Genomic DNA, 22,825 nt, shown 5'->3' with positions numbered 1-22,825 from the left:
CCTGTAAAAAACTGCTCCACACGCGGCAAAGAAGTCCGGCTCACCCCGAACCCGTAGCCTAAAGTCACCTCATAATCATCCCCAGACCGAGGACGTGGGCTAGGACGCATAGGGTAGTCCAGACGCATTGAGTCAATGATATTTACGGCATAGATAGCATAGCTATCATTGCCAAGACGATCTGCCATCGACAGTACGTCCTCAAAGTTTTTATAGTACACAAACAGCCCCTGACGCAGATCAAGCCAATCGACTGCAGTAGCGTATTCATAAGCCCACTCTGTATCGAACTCATGCAAGAAAGAGTCCCAGTCGAAGTCCAAAGCTGTTAACAGACGACGCCCGAAGTCTCGAGCATCTACCACCCCAGCACAGTCAACCTCTGCGATATACCATCCTTCACGCTCAAGATAGGGCTTCATACAATTCTGCCAATACCCATCTTCCTCAATGAAGATCGGGGCGATGAAGGGTTTTGAAAGATTATGTTGATATGGCATAAGCTTTTTCCTTTCAGGCTTAGTCAATAAGACGAATAAAAGTTAGGTAATGGTCTGGAGAATAGTAAATGCTTCCGTTGCTGCCTACCACGATACGGTGTTTACCACGATCAAGCCCAGGCTTACCATTTTCTTTAACGATAGGCTCGGGAGGTTTTACATCATACTCGGTATAGGTAATCGGATTACCATTCACGTCCTTTTCCGGAAGAATATGACCACCGCTTTTATTCTCGGGCATGTTTCCATATCCTTTAGGACCTTCGGCTTTCTTCCAGAGTTTATCCTCAGGCAAACGTCCAGTTTCCCAAATACTCTTCACAGACTCTTTAATCTCCTGGGGAATTACCCCTTTGAATTTGTCAAGGCTGATAATCGAATGCTTCGTCTTCTCAACCTCACTGAGGCCTTCAAAAGCAGTGTTATAGTCAGCCTCAGTTTTCTCAGCCTTCCAAGGCGAAAACTCAGGCCTAGGTCCTTCCCTAAGCCCGCTATAGTATTCAGGTTCAGCTTCTTTGAACTTCCCGTATTTGTTGTAATACTTCACCGGAGTTCCATTGATCTCTGACACGCTGCCAATACGAGAAGCCTGAGGTAACTCAGTATCGACCCAAGACTTCAGATCATCAGGATACATGATTTGCTGAGCAGGTTTATCAACCTCAGAATGTATAGGCTGAAGGCTACGATCATCACGGAGCACTCGCACTGCTTCCCGTCCCTCTGGCGTGAGGTTCTCAACCTTCGGTTCCTCAACAGGCCTCAGCTGCACATTGGGTTCGTCTACTGCTCCTGAAGTCCTGTGATCGAGAGATCCGGTATGGGTAGGTTTGGGCCCGTTGGGTATGTCTATCTGATGTGGGCTATTGTGCGGCGTGGGGTGCACTTTGGGCACTACGTGCTCGATGCCCAGCAGGCTGGTGCGCGTCCATGTGGCAATGCGGTCTTGGATTCCGTTGATGCGGGTTTTGACAGCATTAACGGTATTTTGGGTTTTAATGACAACAGGGGACGTCTTAACCCGATCAACCGTTCTGGAGATAACGGGGACTTTCATCGCCTGGTTGCCGGTGGCGCGTGCTACGGGCGGCCCGGCTTTGAAGAGCATCCCTATGAGTGCGGCTGTGAGTGCTTCTTTCCCGCCTTCCTGAAGGGCGTAAGCCTGCACTTTATCCCAGTCGATATTGCCGTCGGGGGTGTGGAAATCCATGCCATCAGCGGCACCGTTGGCGGCACCAGAAATAAAACCAACACCGCCAGCCAAAAGGATACTTGTCGGCGCTATGAACAGGGAACCAATAACACCTACAAGAGCCAGAAGGCGCAGACTCTGCTGCATGAAACGTTCGCCTTCTTGGCTCTGATACTTACGGTAATCTGCAACCGTCATGGGGCGCTCACCCCGAGGGTCCACATACTCCAGCGGATTATTGCCTGCATATGCGTAAACGTCAGCAAACCAGGATGAACCAGCTATCGCGGCCTTCGGGTCTGTTGAGAGAAAACGACGTGAAGGGCTGTCATATACGCGAGCGCCTAGCATATCTAGACCGGCTACGCGCAGCGACCCTGCACCCGTGAACTCGAAACCGGTGGGCAGCCCGGGCACCGGGGTAGCGCTTGCAGAAGGTACGCCCCAGTCTGTCGGCAGTCCGGGTGTGCTACCTAATGCCGAATCGAAGGTGCTGCCGGTCAACCCGGGGACGTTGAGGGTATGCCAAGGTGTCACTCCGCCGGGTATACCCGCCTGCGAAAAGCCGCCGTCAGAGCTGGGCGCGCTCGTTGCCCCAGCACCCAGAAGATGCGGAATATCCGACCTGGCATCCCACATGAGAGGCACCATAATGCCCTCACCATCAGAAACAGCGGATACCTCACCCACCGCGTCAGAAATCAGTGAAGTGCGTGAAATACCTGCACGTGAGGAAACAGAGTCTGTTACCGATGTCAGACCGCCGTAGGCACCCCAGCTATATTCGCGAGAGTATGAGGTGCCGGTGAGCTTATCGGTCGTGACTTCACCACTACGTTCGCCTGCCAGATTGTAGGCGTATTCCGTGATGGTATGAGCGGCAAGCTCCCCAGCGTCGCCTCGTGCACCTGCGTATGCGCGAGCCTCAACGGTGACTAACTGGTTCGCTTCGTTATGGGTGAAGATACGCTCACCCTCCAGAACACGAGAACCTGCAGCCGTGCGTTCAGACCCGTTAGAACTATCGAGAGCAAAGACGCGCTCGCGCATCATGACTCCGGCTGTGTACTCCCACTCCCACACGTGGGATGCTGAACGGGCGCCCACAAGCTGCCCGGCATCGTCATAGGAGTACAGCACAAGGCCATCCGGTGAAGTATCAGATCCCGTTGAATCTAACCCAATCACGCGGCCGTTATGGTCACGGATTACTTGTGTGCGTTCAAGAACCTTTGATTCTTCAAACCCTCGGACGTCGGTGAGTACCTGTTCCCGCACATAGTCTGAGATTAGCCCGGTAGCGCGCTCGTGCGTCCAAGAAGACACAATATCTCCCACCCGAATCCGTGTGAGACGTCCCAGAGGATCGTAGGAGAATACTGAAGAGATAACGTCGTGAGCGGGCTGTCCCGTGGCATGTGTTGTTACAGCTACCGTTCGACCGGCGCCATCTACGGTACGTGTAGATTTTGCGTAAGGGGTTACTGACGTGATCAGATAACCATCGGCATCATACGAGTACGTTAGTGTATATGCGCCGGTTTTGATAAAGGTATTCAAAGCGTGAAGACGCTCGTACATATCGTCGTCTGCATGAGCGTTGCTTTGCTCGTCCAATCTTAGGAATCCTGAACGGCTGCGAGAAATCAGACGGTCGTAGGAATCATAGACAAAACGATGCTCAAGGTACGGCTTTTCGACACCCGCAAAGGCGGAAGAATCGCGGTCCCTGAGTGCAGAAGCAGAGGCATAGTCACGCACCGTCACGGTCCGATGACCAATAGATGATGCTCCGGGGGAGTACGAATACTCCGCCGCGCACACACCATTGACGCTCAAAGACGCGAGCAGACCGCCACCCTGATAGTCGTAGGAGTATGCACGGGTCCGCTCACCATTATTCTCAGACAGCAGACGACCTGCGGCATCGTAGGTGTACGTAGATGTTATCTCTGCCGTAGAACCCGCGCCCTTAACGGTGCGGATAAGCTGACCTGCGGCGTCATAAATATACGTGGTGACCTGACCGGTCGCATCCAGGGTGCGCACCATCTGCCCAGCAGCGTCATACTCGAAATGGGTGCGATACCCTAAGGCATCTACAGCAGTCACTAACTGACCGGCTGCATCATAGATGAATCTGCGGTTACCAGCGCTGTTATCACTCATGCGGATCAGGCGTGAGCACCGGTCGTATGCATACGTTGCCACGCGAGATCCATGCTGCACCCGTACAATGCGGCCAAGGGCATCGCACGTCGTATGTTCAGTTGTGCCGTCAGGATAGGTTCGGGCAATAATTCGAGATGCGGCGTCGTAGGTTAGCGTTGTGTACGCCCAAGCGGTAGGTTCTTCCCACTCCACGTTCTCGCTCACTGCCGGCTTCTGCTCGGGCACGCTTAGCCCCACGCCCATGCGCCGCAGCCGCCCGGCTTGATCATAGTCGAATGTTTGGGTACGTCCCGCCGCAGATACCTCGCGTATCAGCCGGTTTGCCGCATCGTAGGTGCGGCGGGTGAGTCCGCCATGAGCATCAAGAGTTTCAACAGGGTTGCCTGCGGCGTCATAGGTTGTAAACTCGGTAACAGTTTCGCTGTTTCTTGGGGATGCGCTCGATGACTTTGAGTTTTGAGATGCACGTCTAACCGGCTGCGAAGAGTGGGTGTTGTTCTCGCCCTCAATAATCACCCGTCCCAGATAATCGACGTGACGGAATGAAGATCCGAGTATTCCGCCGGAGGACGTAGTTTCTTTGCCCGTTCTACGGTCTACAGCGCGATGTGTAACAACGCCAGTAGCATCCGTAATCTGGCTGATTTCGCCAGCCAAGTCGTAGTCAAACTCACTCCGGGCACCCAGAGGATCTGTCACCGCAATAAGTTGTGACAGGCCGTCGTATTCATAGTTGGTTACGGCACCGAGGGCATTAATAGTCTTGACCATGTTGCCCCAGGCATCAAATACTGCGCGGTTGGTACGACCCAGTGGATCCGTGACAGCGGTGAGCTGGTTGCCGTTATTGTACTCAAAGTGCGTGACATGACCGTAAGGATCTGTCAAAGAAACGGGCAGCTGACCCATAGGGCGCGATGTATTGTGTACACGGTGAGTGTCGCTTGAAGTGAGGTTTTGGCGAACAAAAGCAGGAATATCCAGTTCTTCGGGAGCAAGTTCAGGGTACGTGAGAGACCAGCGTGAACCGGCAGCATCCGTAACCGAGGCGAGTTGCCCGGCGGAGTTCCAATGAGTAGAGGTTACGTGACCTAGAGCATCCCTAACCTGCACTATTCGACCGTGTTTGTCGTACTCTAGATGGACTTTATCGCCAACACCGTTTGTTATGCTGATCAGTTCCTGACGTGCGTTATAGGTGTATGTGGTATGTACACCGGTGGGGTCAGTAACGCTCAGAAGGTTGCCGTACTCATCCCAGCTGTATTCTGTAGTATGTCCGTTCCCATCAGTCATAGTGATGGGGTTTGGGTTTGCGCCTGTTGATTCGTAGGTATATGACACTACCACGGGATCACCGGGGTTGAGCCGATCACGAAAATCACATACAGAGGTCGTGAGCAGGCGGTTATGTTCGTCCCAGGTGTACTTAGACAGTGCACCCTCGGGGGTAAGCTGTTTCGCTAAACGGCTGTGAGAGTCATAGGAACGGCTTATCGTAGAACCATCGCGTTCAGTAACGCTGATGCGGTTGCCGAACTTATCGTAGCGCATGACTTGGCGGCTGCCATCAGCAGCCGTCATGGAACTGAGACGTCCGCGTTCATCCGAGCGCCAAATATTAGAGCTGTCGCCGGTTATCGCATCAGCAACAATCGTCATAATGCCTGGAGCATAGACGAAAGACACTTCACGGGAATGTTCTGTCAGCTGGTGGACCACACGTCCTTGGCCGTCATAGGTATTAGTGACTTCACGGTGGCCGTTCACGTCCCAGACTTCTTCAATCAGGCGCTTAGCGTTATGGGTGTAACGACGAATACCGTCGGGACGGTTAACCGCTGCTAGCAGATCATCATCGTCGTAAATGTAGGTGACGGTATCAAGTATCTGCACATCATGATCTATGAAATAGGTGCTGGCAGCTTCAGGGCGAATACGGTTATCACGGGGTGAGCTGCCGTAGCGTATCTGAAGACCTCGACCTGAGGCCGGGTGAATGATGTCAGTTAGCTCTAACGCACCCGTTGCGGAATCCGATGAGTAAAGAGGCAGCGTTAAGGTTGCATAATGCCCCTCCATGACGCCTGTCCAGGCGCCAGAAGGGTCGTAGAAGTATCGAACATGCTTGGAATTGTAAACAACCCAATAATATGCGGGTGTAGTAGGTGCGCTGACCTTGCGCCCAGCATTCCTTGCCGTCTTGATTGCCTTCGTTGTCGCTGTGGATACATAGCTGTAAAGCTCGTCGCCGGGGACAGTTTTGCTAAGCCAATACGATTCGGAAGGAACACGACCAAAACCGTCGCCCATACGAGGGAACGCTAGAGTCCGACCATCAGGCGTGTGCCATACAGCGCCCGTGTTACTCAACGTAAGCTGAGTATCAAGCGTAGAAGACCAACCGAGACCAAAGATGCCCGAAGGAGCTTCTTCGGGATAGGTAATGGCAACGCTATTGTACATACGCTCAAGTTTGATGAGCGATGCCGCAGGAGCATGCTCGAAGGAGAGATCACACTCATGCTCAATGAAATTCCCTGTGGCAACATTTACGGGATCAAGCGCATATCCCGCTGAGTATACAGCGCCGGTTATTGTCGCACGAGAAACATCAATACTCGGACGATCCGTAGAAATTTTCTGTTCCTTCAGATAATTCCGGATATACCCCGTATTAAGGTACTGCGGATAATCCAAAAAATCTGCTTCAGAATAAATAGGACCTAACATTCCTTGAGAACCAGCTGTCGCGAAAGCTTCCGCAACAGTGAGAATCCAACGAACATCAGATTGGTTAGCATCAACCCATTTTGCTAGCGAGTTAAAAAGGCTTGCGGCATCAAAAAAACCCCATGACGTATGCTCAACAAAGGAACTGTAGCTTTTCGTGATATTGGAGTAAAGCTCGGCAATTCTTTGATCTAATGTGGAGTTCTTCTGTGCAAATTTCACGATGTTGCCGGGAATAGCCGATGTAGTCTCGGTAGCATCCTGGGCGGCATCCCGAGCCCTCTTCTCGGCGCGATGCGTACGGTTGCGCCCGATAACCTCTGCATTTCTGCCTGTATTACGGGATTTAATAATCGGGGCGCGTTCGTCGAACTTGGGACCTTCGCTATCTAGATTAGGCTGTGGTCGGGGAGGGTAATAGGCAGCGGGATCTTTCTGAAAACTTATAAATGTATTGCGATTATCATTTTCAATGTTATCTCTAATCTTCTTCTTTTCTTCCTCCCAATGTGCCATAGCCTCACGGAATTTTTTACGATTCTCATTTTCTTGGTGCGCGGCATCAGTATATTTCTGTAGGTCGGCAGCGGCATCGCCCAGGGCTGTAATCAGGTTTTTACATTCAGAGATGGAATACTTGCAGTTCTGATCAAAAACTCGTGCGAAATGTCCTTTAAACTCACGTTGGGCTATGCCAATATACCGCTGCCGTTCCGGAAGCTGTATTTCTAACTTTCTTTTTAAATACCTGAATATACTGAGCAGAATATCGGCATGATTAAAATCGAACTCAACATCACGATCTAGAACGTGCATGTTGTCGTATTCGCCCATAGTTTATGTATCTTCCGTGATGCGTGGCTGGAAACTATGCTGAACCTAAGTGAAAGGTTGAAGCTCAACTTATGTTACCAGATGTGAACCCCCATTATGAGCACAGCCTGTAGGGGCCTGAGGCGTTGCATGAGCCTGTATAGTCATCTGGAATACTTGAGCCCCTCGAAAGTTTTCGAGGGGCTCAAAACTCGCGCACTTCCATGCACATGGACTGCGAAAGTTCTGGTACTAATCAATAACCGGGCGGATGGTCTCAACCGAGACGATGCCGCCGTGCTCGGCGGTTGAGACCTGCAGGACTACCGCATCCCCTGGCTCCATATAGGGATCTTCGGTGGGAAGAATTTTCGCCGAGCCCTTCATGAGGTGCCCTTTGAGAGTTTTAAAAACCAGCGGAAAAACGGGACGGTGCGTGCACAGCAGCGAAGGAACTTCCTTCACGAACAGCGATTCGGTCACTTTTGCCGTGCGTTTAGGATGCCCTGCCGCGCCGCTCTCCGAGAGGGACTTCTTCTCTTTGATCGCGATTGCATGGTCGTTCGCGTAGGGCGCCACGGTCTGCATGCACCGCAGCCATGGAGATGAAAGCAAACGGGTGGGGGAGTATGCCTCCAGCAGGCGGCTATGCGCAAGCGCCTGGCGTTTACCGGTTCCCGCGAGCGGACGCTCGTCGTCGGCGGCAGTCCAGTTAGACCGCGGTTTTGCCTTGGCATGCCGCATAATGACGACCGGGCGAGTGTGCAGAGTACCGGCTTTATGGTGAGCAACGAGCGCATCCAAAGGCTCGTGATCGGTGCTGTTGCTCAAGAGCTTGCGTGCCTCTTTGGGGGTTACCCAGCGGATTTCATCAACTTCGCCTTCGTCAGCGCGGGGATGCTCACCCACGGGCAGCTGCGCGGCCCAGTAGAACACATCCTTGGGGCGCCCCGAGACCATATAGTTGGTGACCGCCAGCGGCACGCCGAGGGTTATTCTGAGGGTGACTTCTTCGCCTACCTCACGAATGGCGGTTTCAACGAGTGATTCGCCCGCATCCTGTTTGCCTTTGGGCCAAGACCAGTCGTTATAGCGGGGCCGGTGAATCATGAGCACCTCAAGTTTTTCCCCGTGCAAGCGCCAGACGAGGGCACCTGCGGCAACGACAGGCGCTGTGTTTTCGCGGGTGCGGGTGATGGCGAGTGAATTATCGTATACGTGGGCGGAATAGTACGTTGATTCGGTGGTCACGGGATCCTCTATGAGCTGGTAGTGATGATGCGGTGTACTCCCATTCTAGGGGAAAAATCTTCAGAGGCGTCACCGTCCCGTAACCTTGTGTTCACCTTCGTAGTAAAAATCCGAATGTTACGTGGCTTGGCGCCCTGTGGAGCGCAATTATGGGCATATAGTGTGGCTTTCAGACCGAAAATTCGCATAGTGCTACTTTTCGGTCTGAAAGCCACCTGTATACAGAAGTTACGGAAAGGGAAAACCGCTAAATCTTGTCGTGGTTCTTCCGGGAGCGCGAGCGCAGGTAATAGGACTGCACGTCGCGCAGCGGGTTGCCGTCGGCATCGGTATCGAAACGCTTCCACGTGCCGTCACCCGAGAGGTGCCAGGTGCGGGATTCATCGCTCATGTAGACCGTGAACATATCGAGCAGGTACTTGATATGGCGGGGGTCTTTGACCCTTACGAGCGCCTCGATGCGGCGGTCGAGGTTGCGGTGCATCATGTCTGCAGACCCGATATAGACGATGGGCTCACCCGCGTTCTCAAACGCGAAGACGCGCGAGTGCTCCAGGAAGCGCCCAAGTACCGAACGCACCCGGATATTCTCGCTGAGTCCGGGCACACCGGGGCGCAGGGCGCAAATACCGCGCACGACCACATCGACGGGAACTCCGGCCTGAGAGGCGCGGTAGAGAGAGTCGATAATCGCCTCGTCCACCATAGAGTTGCACTTGATCTGGATGCGCGCCTCCTTACCCGCCTTATGATTCTCAATTTCGCGGTTGATGCACTCAATGAGCCCGCTGCGCAGCGAACGTGGGGCGACGAGCAGCGATTTGTAAGTGGTTTTCGGTGCGTACCCGGAGAGCTGGTTGAACAGGCGCGAGACGTCCTCACAAATCTGCTCGTCACAGGTGATAATGCCGAGGTCTTCGTAGAACCGTGCGGTGGAAGGGTGGTAGTTGCCAGTGCCGATGTGCGCGTAACGGCGCAGCTGGTTGCCTTCGCGGCGCACTACCAAGGAGAGCTTGCAGTGGGTTTTCAGTCCGACCAGACCGTAGACCACGTGCACGCCCGCGCGTTCGAGTTTGCGCGCCCAGGAGATATTAGCTTCCTCGTCAAACCGCGCTTTAATCTCAACGAGTGCGACAACCTGTTTGCCTGCCTCAGCGGCTTCGATCAGCGCATCGACAATGGGGGAGTCGCCGCTAGTGCGGTAGAGGGTCTGCTTGATAGCCTGTACCTTCGGGTCGGCCGCCGCTTGCGCAAGAAACGCCTGCACACTGGTGGCGAAGGAATCGTAGGGGTGGTGCAGAAGCACATCGTGATCGCGGGTTGCGGCAAACACATCCGCCTCTTTGGCGGTTTCGGCGGCGTTGAGCCAGCGGGAGGTATGCGCAATATGCTTGGGGTAGTGTAGGGCAGGACGGTTAGCGCGCACGATCGCGCCCATACCACGCAAATCCAGCGGCGCGGGGAGCTTATATACTTCGGAGTCGTCGATATTGAGCTCAGAAATAAGCAGGTCGAGGATCGTGGGGTTGATCGTATCTTCAACCTCAAGACGCACGGGCGGACCGAAACGGCGGCGCAGCAGCTCCTTTTCGAGGGCCTGCAGCAGGTTCTCGGCATCGTCCTCTTCAACCTCAAGATCTTCGTTACGGGTTACGCGGAAGACATGGTGCTCAACAACCTCCATGCCGGGGAAGAGCGTGTCAAGGTGCTCGGCAATGATAACCTCTAGCGGAATATAGCGGGATTCCTTACCGGTCGTGTTGGCGGCGCGGGGACCATCCACCGAAATCATGCGGTCAAGCTGATCGGGCACCTTCACACGCGCGAAAAGTTCCTTTCCGGTCTGCGGGTTGCGCACCAGCACCGCAAGGTTCAGCGAAAGCCCCGAAATATAGGGGAAGGGGTGCGCCGGATCTACCGCGAGCGGTGTGAGAATCGGGAAAATATCGCGCAGGAATTCTTGGCGCAAACGGGTTTTAGCGTCTGCATCCAAGTCATCCCAGCCCACAATATGAATGTTCTGTTTTTTCAGCTCGGGAAGTATCTGCTCGTGGAATACCTGGGCGTGGCGCTTTTGTAGGCTGTGAGCGGCGGTCGAGATCGCCTCCATCTGTTCGTCAGGACTCAACCCTGCGGCGGAAGGTACTGCCAGTCCGGTAGCGATGCGGCGTTTGAGCCCCGCCACGCGCACCATAAAGAACTCGTCAAGGTTCGAGGCCACGATAGAAAGAAAATTCAGGCGCTCCAGCAGGTACAAATCAGGGTCTTCGGCGAGCTCCAGCACCCGGGAATTAAAATCGAGCCAGCTGCTTTCGCGGTCGAGAAAACGCTCGGCGCCAAAATCGCCTTCGATGCTGGGCAGATCGAGTTTTTCTCCCGCTTCAATGCGGTCGGCACGGGTATCGGCACGCTCAATCTTTGAGATATCGTTTCCGATGTGAATCAACCCGGTCATCGGTGCCGGTTCGGTATTCTTTTTGGTATGCGGGTGGGGTGCCACAGGCTATTCCTTACTATGTTGAGGGACTAAGTTTACGATGCGCCGCTCGTCATCGAGCACAACGCAGAAAGAACGTTCGGTACGGGTGTGAGCCGGTAAAGAACCCGCGCCCCACCCCGAATAAACGCTAGATGCTGCCGGTCGAGATAACCGCCGTGGTAACAGCGGAGAGCACGCCCGCATCCACACCGTTAGACGAACTCTTGCCGGATCCGCGTTCGGGGGCGTACATGCGATCCACGGTCGCAACTGCGAACCCTAACGACTCGTAGAGCTTCAAGGCAGGGGCGTTATCGGCGTCCACATACAGTTCGATTGCATGCAGAGGCTCGCCGTTTTCGTCGGATGCAAGCGCCAAATACGCCAGGGCACGCAGGGTCACGGTGCGCCCCAGACCGCTACCCTGGGCGTTTGGGCTGACCCCCACCACATAAATCTCACCCGCAGGCACCAGATCGTCGAGCGGCTGCCCCGGCTCGGTCTGAGCGGTGGGAATCTTTGTCCACGTAAACGCCGCAATATTATGCGGATCTTCCCGCTCGGAGATGAGAAAGAACCCCTCCGGGCGGAACCAGTCGCTGCCGGTGCGCTCGCGTAAATCCGCGAGAGTCAGGCGACCTTGTTCGGGGTGCTCGGCGAAGGCTTCCGCATTAACGCGAAGCCAGGGGTTTTCGTCGGCGGGGGTGAAGGTGCGCAGCTCAAGCGAGTCGGGCAGGGTGCGCGCATCCGAGAGCTCGGCAAGATTCTCACGGGTTTGCTCGTCAAGCGGAAGTACCATTTTGTACAGCACGCGCACCGGGGTGAAACCTGCGGCTTCGGCAAGCTCATTGGCGGGACTCTCAATACCGGTGTCGGTTGCGCTTCCGTGTACCCAGAGATTGTAGTTGGCGGCCTCGCTTCCTAAATCCTCGATAACGCGAGTGAAGAAGGCAGGACCGAGCCCCTGCCCGCGCATCTGCGGGTGAACGGCTGCCTCAAGTACACCGGGCTCGTCAGAGTCTTCGGGGGAGGGAACGGCAACGAGCACAGCCTGTAACTCGGGATTATCGGCGGCCGGAGTGAATGCGAAAACTTGCGGATGAACCAAACTCTCACCGCGCACCGCTTTCGAGAGCTCCACCAGAGTTTGTTCGGAGAAAGCCGGGGTGCCGTCGTGCTTCTGTACGGCACGTGCGAACTGCGTGAAATGCTCTAGAAGCTCAGCATTGAGGGGCATATTTTCGTAGTGCCCAGAGTCGAGGGTGAAGTTTTCGGGTGATGCCGCCATTCTCGCCTTCTTTCACATTGCCTACTGTTTAACTTTACCGGGTGAAAGCCTGCGTTTGAACCGGTTTGATGCAATAAGCGCAATCTTCGGCGCACCAGAAAAAGAAAAGTATTTCGCCGCGCCGTTAGTCTTCGGCAGAAGGGTCGTGATGGGTATTCTGCGCGTGGAACGAATACCCCACGTTGCGCACCGTGGTAATCATCTGTTCGTGCTCAGAACCGAGCTTTGAACGCAGTCGGCGAACGTGTACATCGACCGTGCGCGTGCCGCCATAGTATGAATCGTAGCCCCAGACCTCCGAGAGTAGCTGCGCCCGCGAAAATACTCGCCCGGGATGCTGAGCCACAAACTTCAAAAGCTCAAATTCCTTGAAGGTCAGGTTGAGTGCCGCTCCGTTCAGATGCGCCGAATAGGTTTGTGCATCAATGACCAGATTGCCGATGCGGATAATCTGCTGGCTGCGATCGTCTGTATCTTTGAGCTCGGGTGCCGTAACCAACAGGCGCAGGCGAGCATCCATTTCGGAGGGCGAAGCCTGGTCCAGCACAATATCGTCCACCTGCCACGAGGCGGAAACAGCCGCCATTCCGCCCTCGGTCAGGACAATCATGAGCGGGATAGTGATCCCCGCAGTCTTCAGAAGTTGGGCGGTATTGCGTGCTTTGAGCAGATTTTGGCGCGCATCCAGAATAACAATATCGTGTTCCGTGCCGATAGTACTCAGGGGCGAATCGAGGGGGAGCTCAATCACACGGTGGCTGAGCAGACTGAGGGCAGGAATGAGCTCTTGCGCTCGTGGCGCATCGCTCAGTAACGCAATGCGGTACATACATCCTCCTGAATCTGCAATCCTTACTCGCACGGTTTTGTACTATTTTACTCATGCCCTTGTGTGCTCTTTCAGGCACAGTATCTTCAACGGCGCTAAAACACGCAGCAGCGGTGCGCGGTAAAGTTATTTTTACCCAGGAGAGAGCGCCGTGATCCGTGCTTTAGATCAGCTATCTATGGTATTTTTAAGGCATGGACAACATCTTGTACTTAGAGATCTTCTTCATCTGCTTGATGGCTCTCATCTCGGTATGCATCGCCGTTGGTGCATACGCAGTACTTAAGGGTCTCTTCGCAGGGCAGAAGTAGAGCGTAAAATTTTTTGAGCCGAGGAAGGCTCACGGTGCCCCCGGTTAATGCTGAGGCACCCCGGGCGGGGTGCGCAGACAGTGCCGGGGGCTTTTGCATGCCTGGCTCTCGTGCATCCCAGCCTATGGCGAAATAGCCCACGTTTTGAACTGCTGGCCACAGAAAACCCCTAGAATAGGGGAATGGCAATTGAAATCCCAACCAACCTAACCCCCGAGCTCGTTCCCTTCGCGTGGCTTCTGGGTACCTGGGAAGGTACCGGAACCATGTGGTACGAAGGACAAGAGAACACCCCCTTCGGGCAGATTATTAACTTCACACAAGACGGCCTGCCGTACCTTGAATACCGCGCCGAGTCTTTCCTGCTCGACGATAACGGGCAAAAGCTGCGCCCTATCACCATCGAAACCGGCTTCTGGCAGATCGACCGTCCTCTCACGGATGCTGACGGCGGGTTCGGGTTGGTACCCAAAGATATCGTCCCCGCTTTTGCCGATGCGGAATCGGTTGAAACTCTGCGCAACGAAGATGATGGGTTCAATCTCATCGCCACTATCGCGCACCCCGGCGGAATCAGTGAAAACTACGTAGGCATGATTAAGGGACCGGTTGTGCGCATGCAGACCGGTAACCTGCTGCGCGACGAAATATCGCACGACTACGCCGGATCCGTGCGCCTGTGGGGGCTGGTGAACGGCAACCTCATGTGGGATTGGGAAATCGCCGACCAGGAAGGCAACCTGCACAAGCACGCCTCGGCGGAGCTGCGGAAAACCTCATCCATGACCGGCGATTCGCTGGGCACAGGCATGTTCGGTTCCCTCGACGACGGCGCAGAAGAAGGCTCCGCCGAAAACTAGGACTACACAGCGCAAAATAAAGCCCGCATACCCGCCGTCCCGCTGCGGTATGCGGGTTTTGCAGACCGCCTGGCCGCCACTCACGATAAAAAACAGCACGAGAGGAACATCATGAGCACCGCCGAAAATACCGCCGCCGATGCGCCCGAATACACCCCCACACTCAGCCCCCTCATGCAGGTACACGGTGCCTTCGCCGCAGACGGTCCGGATGCGGGCATCGCGGCGCATTACGGCAACCCCCTGGCCGAACAGCGCGCCCTAGCCCGCGACCGTGGAGTCACAACGGGGGAACCCGTAGTTGTGGACCGTTCCTCCCTCGGCGTCGTGCGGGTCGCAGGGCCCGACCGCGCCAGCTGGCTCACCTCCCTCGCATCCCAAGTCTTGACCGGGATGAAACCGGGGGACAGCCGCGAATTTCTGCTGCTCTCCCCGCAGGGACGTATCGAATATGCACCCGCCGCCGTCGAGGACGGGCAGGCGCTCTGGCTCATCGTCGAGGGTGCACAGGCGGAGCCGCTCACCGACTACCTGAACCGCATGAAGTTCATGCTTCGCGTCGATATTGAGAATATGAGCGGCGACTATGCCGTCATTGAGACCGCCCGAAACCCGCGCGGGGAACAAGGCTCTATCCATCCGGGCTTTGAGGATGCACTGATCTGGCGCGACCCGTGGACGGCACTCGTCGAAGGAGGCTACCATTACAGCGCAACGCCTGATGCGCATCCCGGCACCGACTACGAACGGTACCTGAGCATTATTCCCCGCGAAAAGCTCGCCACCCTCACGGAAGGCGCTCAGCTGGCGGGTGTCTGGGCGGCGGAGGCGCTGCGCATCGAAGCCTGGCGCCCGCGCGCAGGTACCGAAATCGACAATAAAACCATTCCGCAAGAGCTGGACTACACCCGCACCGCCGTGCACTTCGAGAAGGGATGCTACAAGGGACAAGAAACCGTCGCGCGTGTGCACAACCTGGGACACCCGCCGCGCCGCCTGGTCTTTCTCGACCTTGACGGCTCTGAGCACACCCTGCCCGCAGCGGGCAGCGAACTCTTCGTAGAGGGCAAGCCCCGTGCGGTGGGGCGCATAACCTCGGTGGCGCTGCATCACGAGGCGGGCCCCATAGCGCTCGCCGTCATCAAGCGGGCCGTGGACCCTGCGGCACCTCTGCGTGCGGTAGCTACCGGTGAGGCTTCAACCGATGAATCTTCAGCCTCTGCGACCGAATATGCCGCAGCACAGACCCTCATCGTCTCTCCCGAGGCTGGTGAAATCGCCCGCAAATCCCTTGCGGGGCAAGACTTCCTCAAGCGCTAACGAACATGCGAACACAGAAAACGCGGTGCCCGGCCAGAAACACTCTGACCGGGCACCCGCTGCGTTCTGTCTGTGATAGGCGGACTACCGCCGAACCCTTAGCGGCCGAAGAGAACCGCAGCCTCGTCCCAGCGCTCGCGAGGTACCGCCTTGAGACCGTCCAGAGCTTCTTCAAGAGGTACGTACTTGATTTCGGTGCCCTGAACCGAGACCATCATGCCCCACTTCTTTTCGTGCACCATATCGACGGCGCCCATACCCAGACGGGTTGCCAGCACGCGGTCGTAGCCGGTGGGTGCGCCGCCGCGCTGAATATGGCCCAGAATAGTGTTGCGGGTTTCGATGCCGGTGCGTTCCTCAATCTCCTGGGTGAGGTATTCACCGATACCGCCCAGGCGGGGGCGACCGTCCTTTTCCGTGCCCTTATTGGCTAGAACCTCGTCAAAGCCTTCAGGAATGAAGCCCTCGGCAACTACGACAAGCGGGGAACGGCCACGGTCGTGTACTTCTTTCACCCAGTGGCAGATCTCGTCCATTGAAACCTTGACTTCGGGAATCAGAATAGCGTGTGCGCCCGAAGCCATGCCGGAGTGCAGTGCGATCCAGCCTACGTGGCGGCCCATGACTTCAGCGACCATGCAGCGGTGATGCGATTCGCCGGTGGTACGAATGCGGTCCATTGCCTCGGTCGCAATAGAAACAGCGGTGTCAAAACCGAAAGTGTAGTCAGTGGCGCGCAGATCGTTATCGATGGTCTTGGGCACACCGATGACGGGCAGACCCGCATCCGCCAGACGCTTAGCACCGGCAAGAGTGCCTTCACCGCCGATAGCAATAATGGCATCAATCCCGTGGCGTTCCATCATAATTTCGATGTTTTCGGGTCCGCCGTGAGGCCCATCAAAGGGGTTGGTGCGCGAGGTGCCGATAATAGTGCCGCCGCGGGACGCCAAACCGCGTACCTTCTGCCGCGGAAGGTCCATGAAGTCGCCTTCGACTACGCCACGCCACCCGTCACGAAAACCGACGAATTCGTAGCCGTACTTCTTGACACCGTTGAGAACTGCGCCGCGGATAACGGCATTGAGACCGGGGCAGTCGCCTCCGGAGGTAAGCAGACCGATTTTCATGATGGCTCCTTATGTCTGCGCGTGTTGGGTGTTCTGCGCGTGGGTAAAAATATGGTCTCCGCCAGCGTCGTGCAATGGATGCGCGAGCTCGGGAGACCATCCTCTTAGATACTATTTTAGCCGCGTTTGGGTTATGTGGATAGCTGTGGAATTACTTGTGTTTTGCCACGAAACGGCATTAAAGTTCAGGTTTTAAATACTCAAAGCGCGGAAAAGCGTCTTATCGGGAGAGAACCATATGTGCGGTGGTAGCTCAATGCTGCCGAGAGAGTGTGTGGTATCTGGGGTGTAACCCAGAAAAGCAAGACATTAGGCAAGAAAGCCGTTTCTCTGTTCGCTCCATGGGATAACCAAAGCTCGGGTAATAATCATGATCGTGAGAGTTGATCCCCTCAGCCTGAACCCCCTAAGCATATGCGAGGCACCCGCCGGACTTTGCGTACAAGTCAGAACGGGTGCCTCTGCATGAGATGTATGCGGTGCGACCAGAAGTGCTTAACTACTCTCTTGAGGACCGCAAAAACGCCTAGGTTTAGCGTGCGGAACCGAGTAGCTTCTGCAGACGAGAGATACCCTCCATTAGGTCTTCATCGCTCAGCGCGTAGGAGAGGCGCAGATAACCGCTAGGGCCGAAGGCCTCACCGGGAACCACCGCGACCTCCGCCTCTTCGAGGATGAGCTCGGCGAGTTCGGCAGAGGTCTGGGGGTGTTTGCCCGCAATTTCTTTGCCGAGAAGCCCGTGCACATCCGGGTAGGCGTAGAAGGCGCCCTTGGGGCTAGGGCAGTGAACCCCATCGATCGCGTTTAGTCCGTCTACAATCTTGGTGCGGCGGCGGTTGAACGCGGCATGCATTTCCTCAACGTCATTCTGCGATCCGGTGAGAGCCTTTAGAGCCGCACGTTGCGCGATATTGTTCACGTTCGAGGTCAGGTGTGACTGAAGGTTGGAAGCCGCCTTGACTACATCTTCGGGCCCGATAAGCCAGCCCACGCGCCAACCGGTCATAGCGTAGGTTTTCGCCACGCCGTTGAGAATAACGCAGGTATCGGCAAGTTCGGGAACAACCTTGAGTATAGAAACGGAATCCATGCCGTCGTAGGTCAGGTGTTCGTAAATTTCATCGGTCAGCACAAAGACGCCTTTTTCAAGCGCCCACTGGCCGATCGCACGAGTCTCCTCCTCGGTGTACACCGCGCCGGTGGGGTTAGAAGGCGAGACAAAGATGAGCGCTTTCGTCGCTGGGGTGTATGCCGCCTCCAGCTGTTCGACGGTGACCTTATAGTCCTGGTCGCTTCCGGCAAAAACCTCGATCGGATTGCCGCCCGCCAAACGGATGCACTCGGGGTAGGTTGTCCAGTACGGGGCGGGGAGCAGAACATCGTCGCCGTCATCGATCACGGTAGCGAAGGCTTCATAGACCGCCTGCTTACCACCGTTTGTAATAAGTACCTGAGAAGGATCGACCTTAACGCCGGAATCACGCAGGGTTTTATCCGCGATAGCCTGTTTGAGCTCGGGCAGACCCGATGCGGGGGAGTAGCGGAAGTTTTTAGGATCATTGAGGGCTTCGCGGGCAGCATCAACAATATGTGCGGGCGTAGGAAAATCGGGTTCACCGGCACCGAAACCAATTACGGGACGTCCGGCTGCCTTGAGTGCTTTAGCTTTGGAATCGACGATAAGGGTTGCTGAGGGTGCGATTGCGCCGATACGGCTGGATATGCGCGCCATATGTGAATGTACTCGCTTTCATAGTTATTCCGCCGTGCGCCTTCGAGAGGGCTCTACGCGGCAGGCGGAATCGTGAAGTATCTCTCCTAAAGTGAAACTCGGCGGTGCGTGTGTGAGGCACGTCGAGCCCTTCTTATAAGCATAGAGAACATTGAGGGGGTGGAGAAAGTGTATGTGCAAGATTTTTTGAGTACGAAACCCGAAAAGCACAAAATATTGCCTCCAGTACTGTGTAGAAAGTTGCCAAAGACGCAGGGCTTAGGATAGAGTTATGTCAGCACCCCATGAGGGTGTTTTAGTTTGCCTCCTCGTGGGCCCACGGCTACGAGGCATTCGAGGATGTAAACATGTGGAGTAATCCACGACCGACGAAGTTTATGCTTCGAAGGGCGGTGGCTCAATTGGTAGAGCAGCGGTCTCCAAAACCGCAGGTTGCAGGTTCGAGTCCTGTCCGCCCTGCTAGTGCCTCGATGAAGTGTTCTGGCATCGTATAGGATGCGCAACTAGACGTAGAAAGGGGCAGCGAAAATGGCTAAAACTGCCACTGTGAAGACCACAGATACAGATATTTCTGATGACGTTCAACCTGGCGTCTTTGGTCGTATGTTCCGTTTCCTCCGCGAAGTTATCTCGGAGTTGAAAAAGGTTACCACCCCCACTCGCAAAGAACTCGCTATTTACTTCTTTGGCGTTCTCTTCTTTGTCGTTTTCATGATTTTGTTCATTTCGGGGCTTGACTGGGTTTTCGGTCAGGGATCCTTCTGGGTATTCGGTAACGGAACTCTGTCACCTAATCAAGGCGGGCGATAGTCTTCATAAGGCGCATCCGCGCTTATACCCGTACTATTTATTGAGCCCCCGGTGTGGGGTTAGATTCACGATGTAAAGAAAGTAGGAGCGACGTGTCCGAGCAGGAACAGGTACCCGAACTTGAAGAGACTGAGTCAGTCGAGGCTGCGGTTGATACCGAGTCTGTTGAGGCAGAAACCGCCGATGCGCCCGTCGCTGCCGAGAACGCACCCGATGAGAGCACTGTAAGCCCTCTCGAAGAGTTCAAAGCGAAGCTGCGCCGCCAGATTGGCGACTGGTACGTGGTGCACACCTACTCGGGTTACGAGAACAAGGTGAAAACCGGTATCGAGACCCGCATCCAGAACCTTGAGGCCGAGGACGAAATTTTCGAGGTTCAGGTTCCGATGGAAACCGTTGTCGAATACAAGAACACGGTCAAGAAGACTATTCGCCGCGTGCGTGTTCCCGGTTATGTGCTGGTGCGTATGGATCTGACCGACCACTCGTGGGGCGTGGTGCGCCACACTCCCGGTGTGACCGGTTTCGTGGGTCAGGATGCGTACAACCCGGTGCCGCTGCGCATGGATGAAGTTTTCGACATGCTCCTGCCCGTGTTCGAGGAAGAGCAGCAGAGCAAGGGACTGCCGACCCCGCAGCCCGTGGTGGAATCCGATTACACGGTGGGCGAGAACGTGCGCGTGAAGTCCGGCCCGTTCGAGGGTATGGATGCTACTATCTCCGAGATCAAGCCGGAGTCGCAGCAGGTCGTAACCCTGATCTCGGTCTTCGAGCGCGATACTCCGGTGACCCTGGAATTCAACCAGATCGAAAAGATCTAATCTTTTGTTTTTCACTATGTGAAAGGCTCTTTATATTGAATAAAGAGCCTTTCATTATGTTTAAGAGAACTCTAAAAATTTAGGATACCCACCGAATAAACGTTATATATTAGCATGATAAATTCCTTGCATCTGGAAGGGTGAAATGGCAGGGTGGGTAGTGTCTGCCATAGAGAATACTCCCGCCTTGAAAATCGCTTCGCCATGTGAGCGGACAGAGATAAGGAGAAATAGATGAGTTATGAGCTTTTGACGAACCGTAAAACCGAGAATCGTCATAAAAATTACCGCCAGGTCAACGATATTTTCTTCCTTGTTGTTCACTGGTGGGATGATAAAAAAGGACTGTCTTTTGATAGCAATGTGAATTTTTTGTGCAAAAATAACAATAAAGTTTCCGCACACTATGTTTCGGAGGGCGGTCGCGTAGCGCAGATCGCAGAAAACGAGGATGTAGCGCTTCATGCGGGTAACTGGAATATGAACGTTGCCTCAATCGGAGTTGAGAACCGTCCTGAGGCCGACTCCGATGACTTTGCAACCCTTGCCGAACTTATCGTAGATATTGAAACCAAGATTGGGCATACACTCTATATCATCGGACATCGGGATGTCGTCAGCAGGTTATGCCCCGGCGTGTACTATCCCCGCATTCCAGAGCTGATTAATCGTGTAAATACCATCAAATCTCAGCGCGGAAACGCTCCTGCTCCTTTGACCGAAGAACAACGTGCAGATATGCTTTCTCGACTGCAAAACATTAAAAATAACCCCGGGTAGCTGTAATCGTGAGCGGTGGTGGAAGCCCCATTTTCAATGCTCACTGTGATTTAGTCGTAACATCATGCTCATAGATACGAAGGTGTACCGTTGTCCGCAAAAACGGTACACCTTCGAGCTCTGTGATAACCAAGAGTTTTCCTGAACCTGCGTGCGCTCCAAGCTAACCAGGTCAGGTGCGCACTTCGCCTCTGCATCCTAGAGAACGAGCCGTCGGCTAAAAGGCTCGTCGCAAGAAAATCCAGTGGATTTAAAGCTGCTTTAACGCTAGAATATTCGTTTGTGTATGCGCATGCTCACGCTTTCATGCGCCCGCACGGGTGACCGCGCCACGGTCACCGTCTGCTGGCGTACGCTCCTGTACGTCAGTTTCCCAGCTAAGAAAAGGACCTAACATTGGCTCCCAAGAAGAAGGTCACCGGCCTTATTAAGCTGCAGATCCAGGCAGGCGCCGCTAACCCGGCTCCGCCCGTCGGCCCGGCACTGGGCTCGCACGGCGTGAACATCATGGAGTTCTGCAAGGCATACAACGCTGCTACCGAATCGCAGCGCGGTAACGTGATCCCCGTTGAAATTACCGTGTACGAGGATCGTTCCTTCACCTTTATCACGAAGACCCCTCCGGCTGCTGAGCTTATCAAGAAGGCTGCTGGCGTTGCTAAGGGCTCGGCTGTTCCCCACACCACGAAGGTTGGTTCTATTACCGAGGCTCAGGCACGCGAAATTGCTGAGACCAAGATGCCCGACCTGAATGCGAACGACCTAGACGCCGCAACTAAGATCGTTGCCGGTACCGCTCGTTCCATGGGTATTACCGTCGAGTAATTAAGCCGTTTTCGGCACCGCGGATTTCCGCATTTTAACTTGTAAATGCCCACGTTTGAGCGTGGGATGTGGCAGAGTCGAGCGCGGCTCACGAGACCACAACTGCATAAGGAGATAAGCAGATGGCAAAGCGCAGCAAGGCGTACAAGGCGGCTGAAGCCAAGATTGAAGAGGGTAAACTCTACACCCCCGCTGAGGCAGTAACCTTGGCGAAGGAGACTTCCTCCGCTAAAACTGATGCAACCGTTGAGGTGGCTCTGCGCCTCTCGGTTGACCCCCGTAAAGCCGATCAGATGGTTCGCGGCACCGTGAACCTGCCCAATGGCACCGGTAAGACCGCTCGCGTGGTTGTTATCGCAGCTGGCGATAAGGCTGCCGCAGCTGAGGCAGCGGGCGCTGACTTCGTGGGGTCGGACGAACTGATCGCTAAGATCGCTGGCGGCTGGACCGACTTCGATGCGGCAGTTGCAACCCCCGATATGATGGGCAAAGTTGGTCGCCTAGGTAAGGTTCTGGGTCCCCGTAACCTCATGCCGAACCCCAAGACCGGCACCGTGACCATGGACGTTGAGAAGGCTGTTGCAGACATCAAGGGCGGTAAGATCGACTTCCGCGTTGATCGCAACTCGAACCTGCACTTCATTATCGGCAAGGCTTCCTTCTCTGCTCAGCAGCTGGAAGAGAACTTCAACGCCGCTCTGGAAGAGATCAACCGTTTGAAGCCTTCCTCGGCTAAGGGTCGCTACATCTCGAAGGCTACCGTTGCGACCACCTTCGGCCCCGGTATTCCGGTTGATCCCGCATCCGTAGTTTCGGCTGCAGCCTAAGGCTGCGATTCTAGGAAGCCTGTGGGCTTCTCAGACGTGAAAGAACCCGTCGCCCATGCGTATTGCACGCACGGGCGGCGGGTTTTCTTTATTCTGGCACCGTATCCCACAAGATTTGTAGAAGAACCACCCAGCCTGAAGCAGGCTTAGAG

15 protein-coding genes and 1 tRNA gene are annotated in these 22,825 nt (G+C 55.0%); 8 read left to right on the top strand and 8 right to left on the bottom strand.

Annotated features, from left to right (window positions below):
• From HMPREF3016_RS04995 to HMPREF3016_RS04970, 6 genes are all read right to left on the bottom strand, one after another.
• Nucleotides 1-500, bottom strand: a 500-nt coding sequence (locus HMPREF3016_RS04995; protein ID WP_070741095.1) for a hypothetical protein, incomplete at its 3' end; no start/stop codon positions are given.
• Nucleotides 501-519: 19 nt separating this feature from the next.
• The gene (locus HMPREF3016_RS04990; RefSeq protein ID WP_070740638.1) at nucleotides 520-7,431 is read right to left on the bottom strand and encodes a DUF6531 domain-containing protein; all 6,912 of its coding nucleotides are present in this window, start codon (nucleotides 7,429-7,431) and stop codon (nucleotides 520-522) included.
• Nucleotides 7,432-7,662: 231 nt separating this feature from the next.
• A complete protein-coding gene (locus HMPREF3016_RS04985) occupies nucleotides 7,663-8,661 on the bottom strand; it encodes an NUDIX hydrolase (protein WP_048751123.1) in 999 nt (332 codons plus the stop codon).
• 247 nt (nucleotides 8,662-8,908) lie between these two features.
• Complete coding sequence (locus HMPREF3016_RS04980) at nucleotides 8,909-11,161, bottom strand: RNA degradosome polyphosphate kinase (protein ID WP_070740635.1); 2,253 nt, start codon at nucleotides 11,159-11,161, stop codon at nucleotides 8,909-8,911.
• Between the two features lie 127 nt (nucleotides 11,162-11,288).
• Complete coding sequence (gene mshD, locus HMPREF3016_RS04975) at nucleotides 11,289-12,428, bottom strand: mycothiol synthase (protein WP_070740632.1); 1,140 nt, start codon at nucleotides 12,426-12,428, stop codon at nucleotides 11,289-11,291.
• Between the two features lie 124 nt (nucleotides 12,429-12,552).
• The gene (locus HMPREF3016_RS04970; RefSeq protein ID WP_004005341.1) at nucleotides 12,553-13,257 is read right to left on the bottom strand and encodes a winged helix-turn-helix transcriptional regulator; all 705 of its coding nucleotides are present in this window, start codon (nucleotides 13,255-13,257) and stop codon (nucleotides 12,553-12,555) included.
• Nucleotides 13,258-13,750: 493 nt separating this feature from the next.
• Here HMPREF3016_RS04970 and HMPREF3016_RS04965 point away from each other — a divergent pair, with 493 nt between their 5' ends.
• Nucleotides 13,751-14,428 (top strand): heme-binding beta-barrel domain-containing protein, encoded by a 678-nt coding sequence (locus HMPREF3016_RS04965; RefSeq protein WP_013397656.1) that lies wholly within the window; start codon nucleotides 13,751-13,753, stop codon nucleotides 14,426-14,428.
• 111 nt (nucleotides 14,429-14,539) lie between these two features.
• Complete coding sequence (locus HMPREF3016_RS04960; RefSeq protein ID WP_070740629.1) at nucleotides 14,540-15,748, top strand: CAF17-like 4Fe-4S cluster assembly/insertion protein YgfZ; 1,209 nt, start codon at nucleotides 14,540-14,542, stop codon at nucleotides 15,746-15,748.
• Between the two features lie 98 nt (nucleotides 15,749-15,846).
• Here the strand turns inward: HMPREF3016_RS04960 and HMPREF3016_RS04955 are convergent, their stop codons facing one another.
• The gene (locus HMPREF3016_RS04955; RefSeq protein ID WP_070740627.1) at nucleotides 15,847-16,878 is read right to left on the bottom strand and encodes a 6-phosphofructokinase; all 1,032 of its coding nucleotides are present in this window, start codon (nucleotides 16,876-16,878) and stop codon (nucleotides 15,847-15,849) included.
• A gap of 532 nt (nucleotides 16,879-17,410) precedes the next feature.
• The gene (locus HMPREF3016_RS04950) at nucleotides 17,411-18,610 is read right to left on the bottom strand and encodes a pyridoxal phosphate-dependent aminotransferase (RefSeq protein WP_070740624.1); all 1,200 of its coding nucleotides are present in this window, start codon (nucleotides 18,608-18,610) and stop codon (nucleotides 17,411-17,413) included.
• Between the two features lie 386 nt (nucleotides 18,611-18,996).
• Here HMPREF3016_RS04950 and HMPREF3016_RS04945 point away from each other — a divergent pair.
• The 6 genes from HMPREF3016_RS04945 to rplA all read left to right on the top strand — a co-directional run bounded on the left by HMPREF3016_RS04945 (nucleotide 18,997) and on the right by rplA (nucleotide 22,673).
• Nucleotides 18,997-19,069, top strand: a tRNA-Trp gene (locus HMPREF3016_RS04945).
• Between the two features lie 69 nt (nucleotides 19,070-19,138).
• The gene (gene secE / locus HMPREF3016_RS04940; protein ID WP_004005336.1) at nucleotides 19,139-19,420 is read left to right on the top strand and encodes a preprotein translocase subunit SecE; all 282 of its coding nucleotides are present in this window, start codon (nucleotides 19,139-19,141) and stop codon (nucleotides 19,418-19,420) included.
• 92 nt (nucleotides 19,421-19,512) lie between these two features.
• Nucleotides 19,513-20,241, top strand: a complete 729-nt coding sequence (gene nusG / locus HMPREF3016_RS04935) for a transcription termination/antitermination protein NusG (RefSeq protein WP_048779616.1) — start codon at nucleotides 19,513-19,515, stop codon at nucleotides 20,239-20,241.
• A 234-nt stretch (nucleotides 20,242-20,475) separates the two neighbouring features.
• Nucleotides 20,476-21,021, top strand: a complete 546-nt coding sequence (locus HMPREF3016_RS04930; protein WP_004005334.1) for a peptidoglycan recognition protein family protein — start codon at nucleotides 20,476-20,478, stop codon at nucleotides 21,019-21,021.
• A gap of 396 nt (nucleotides 21,022-21,417) precedes the next feature.
• Nucleotides 21,418-21,846, top strand: coding sequence for a 50S ribosomal protein L11 (gene rplK / locus HMPREF3016_RS04925; RefSeq protein WP_004005333.1), 429 nt, complete (start codon nucleotides 21,418-21,420; stop codon nucleotides 21,844-21,846).
• Between the two features lie 122 nt (nucleotides 21,847-21,968).
• Nucleotides 21,969-22,673: a 50S ribosomal protein L1 gene (rplA, locus tag HMPREF3016_RS04920; protein ID WP_070740621.1), complete on the top strand. Its 705-nt coding sequence runs from the start codon at nucleotides 21,969-21,971 to the stop codon at nucleotides 22,671-22,673.
• The last annotated feature ends 152 nt before the right edge of the window (nucleotides 22,674-22,825 follow it).

The organism is Rothia sp. HMSC065D02, from assembly GCF_001815285.1.
Taxonomy (GTDB): domain Bacteria; phylum Actinomycetota; class Actinomycetes; order Actinomycetales; family Micrococcaceae; genus Rothia; species Rothia dentocariosa.
The sequence above is the reverse complement of the archived record's forward strand: the minus strand, read 5'-3'. Positions and strand labels throughout refer to the sequence as shown.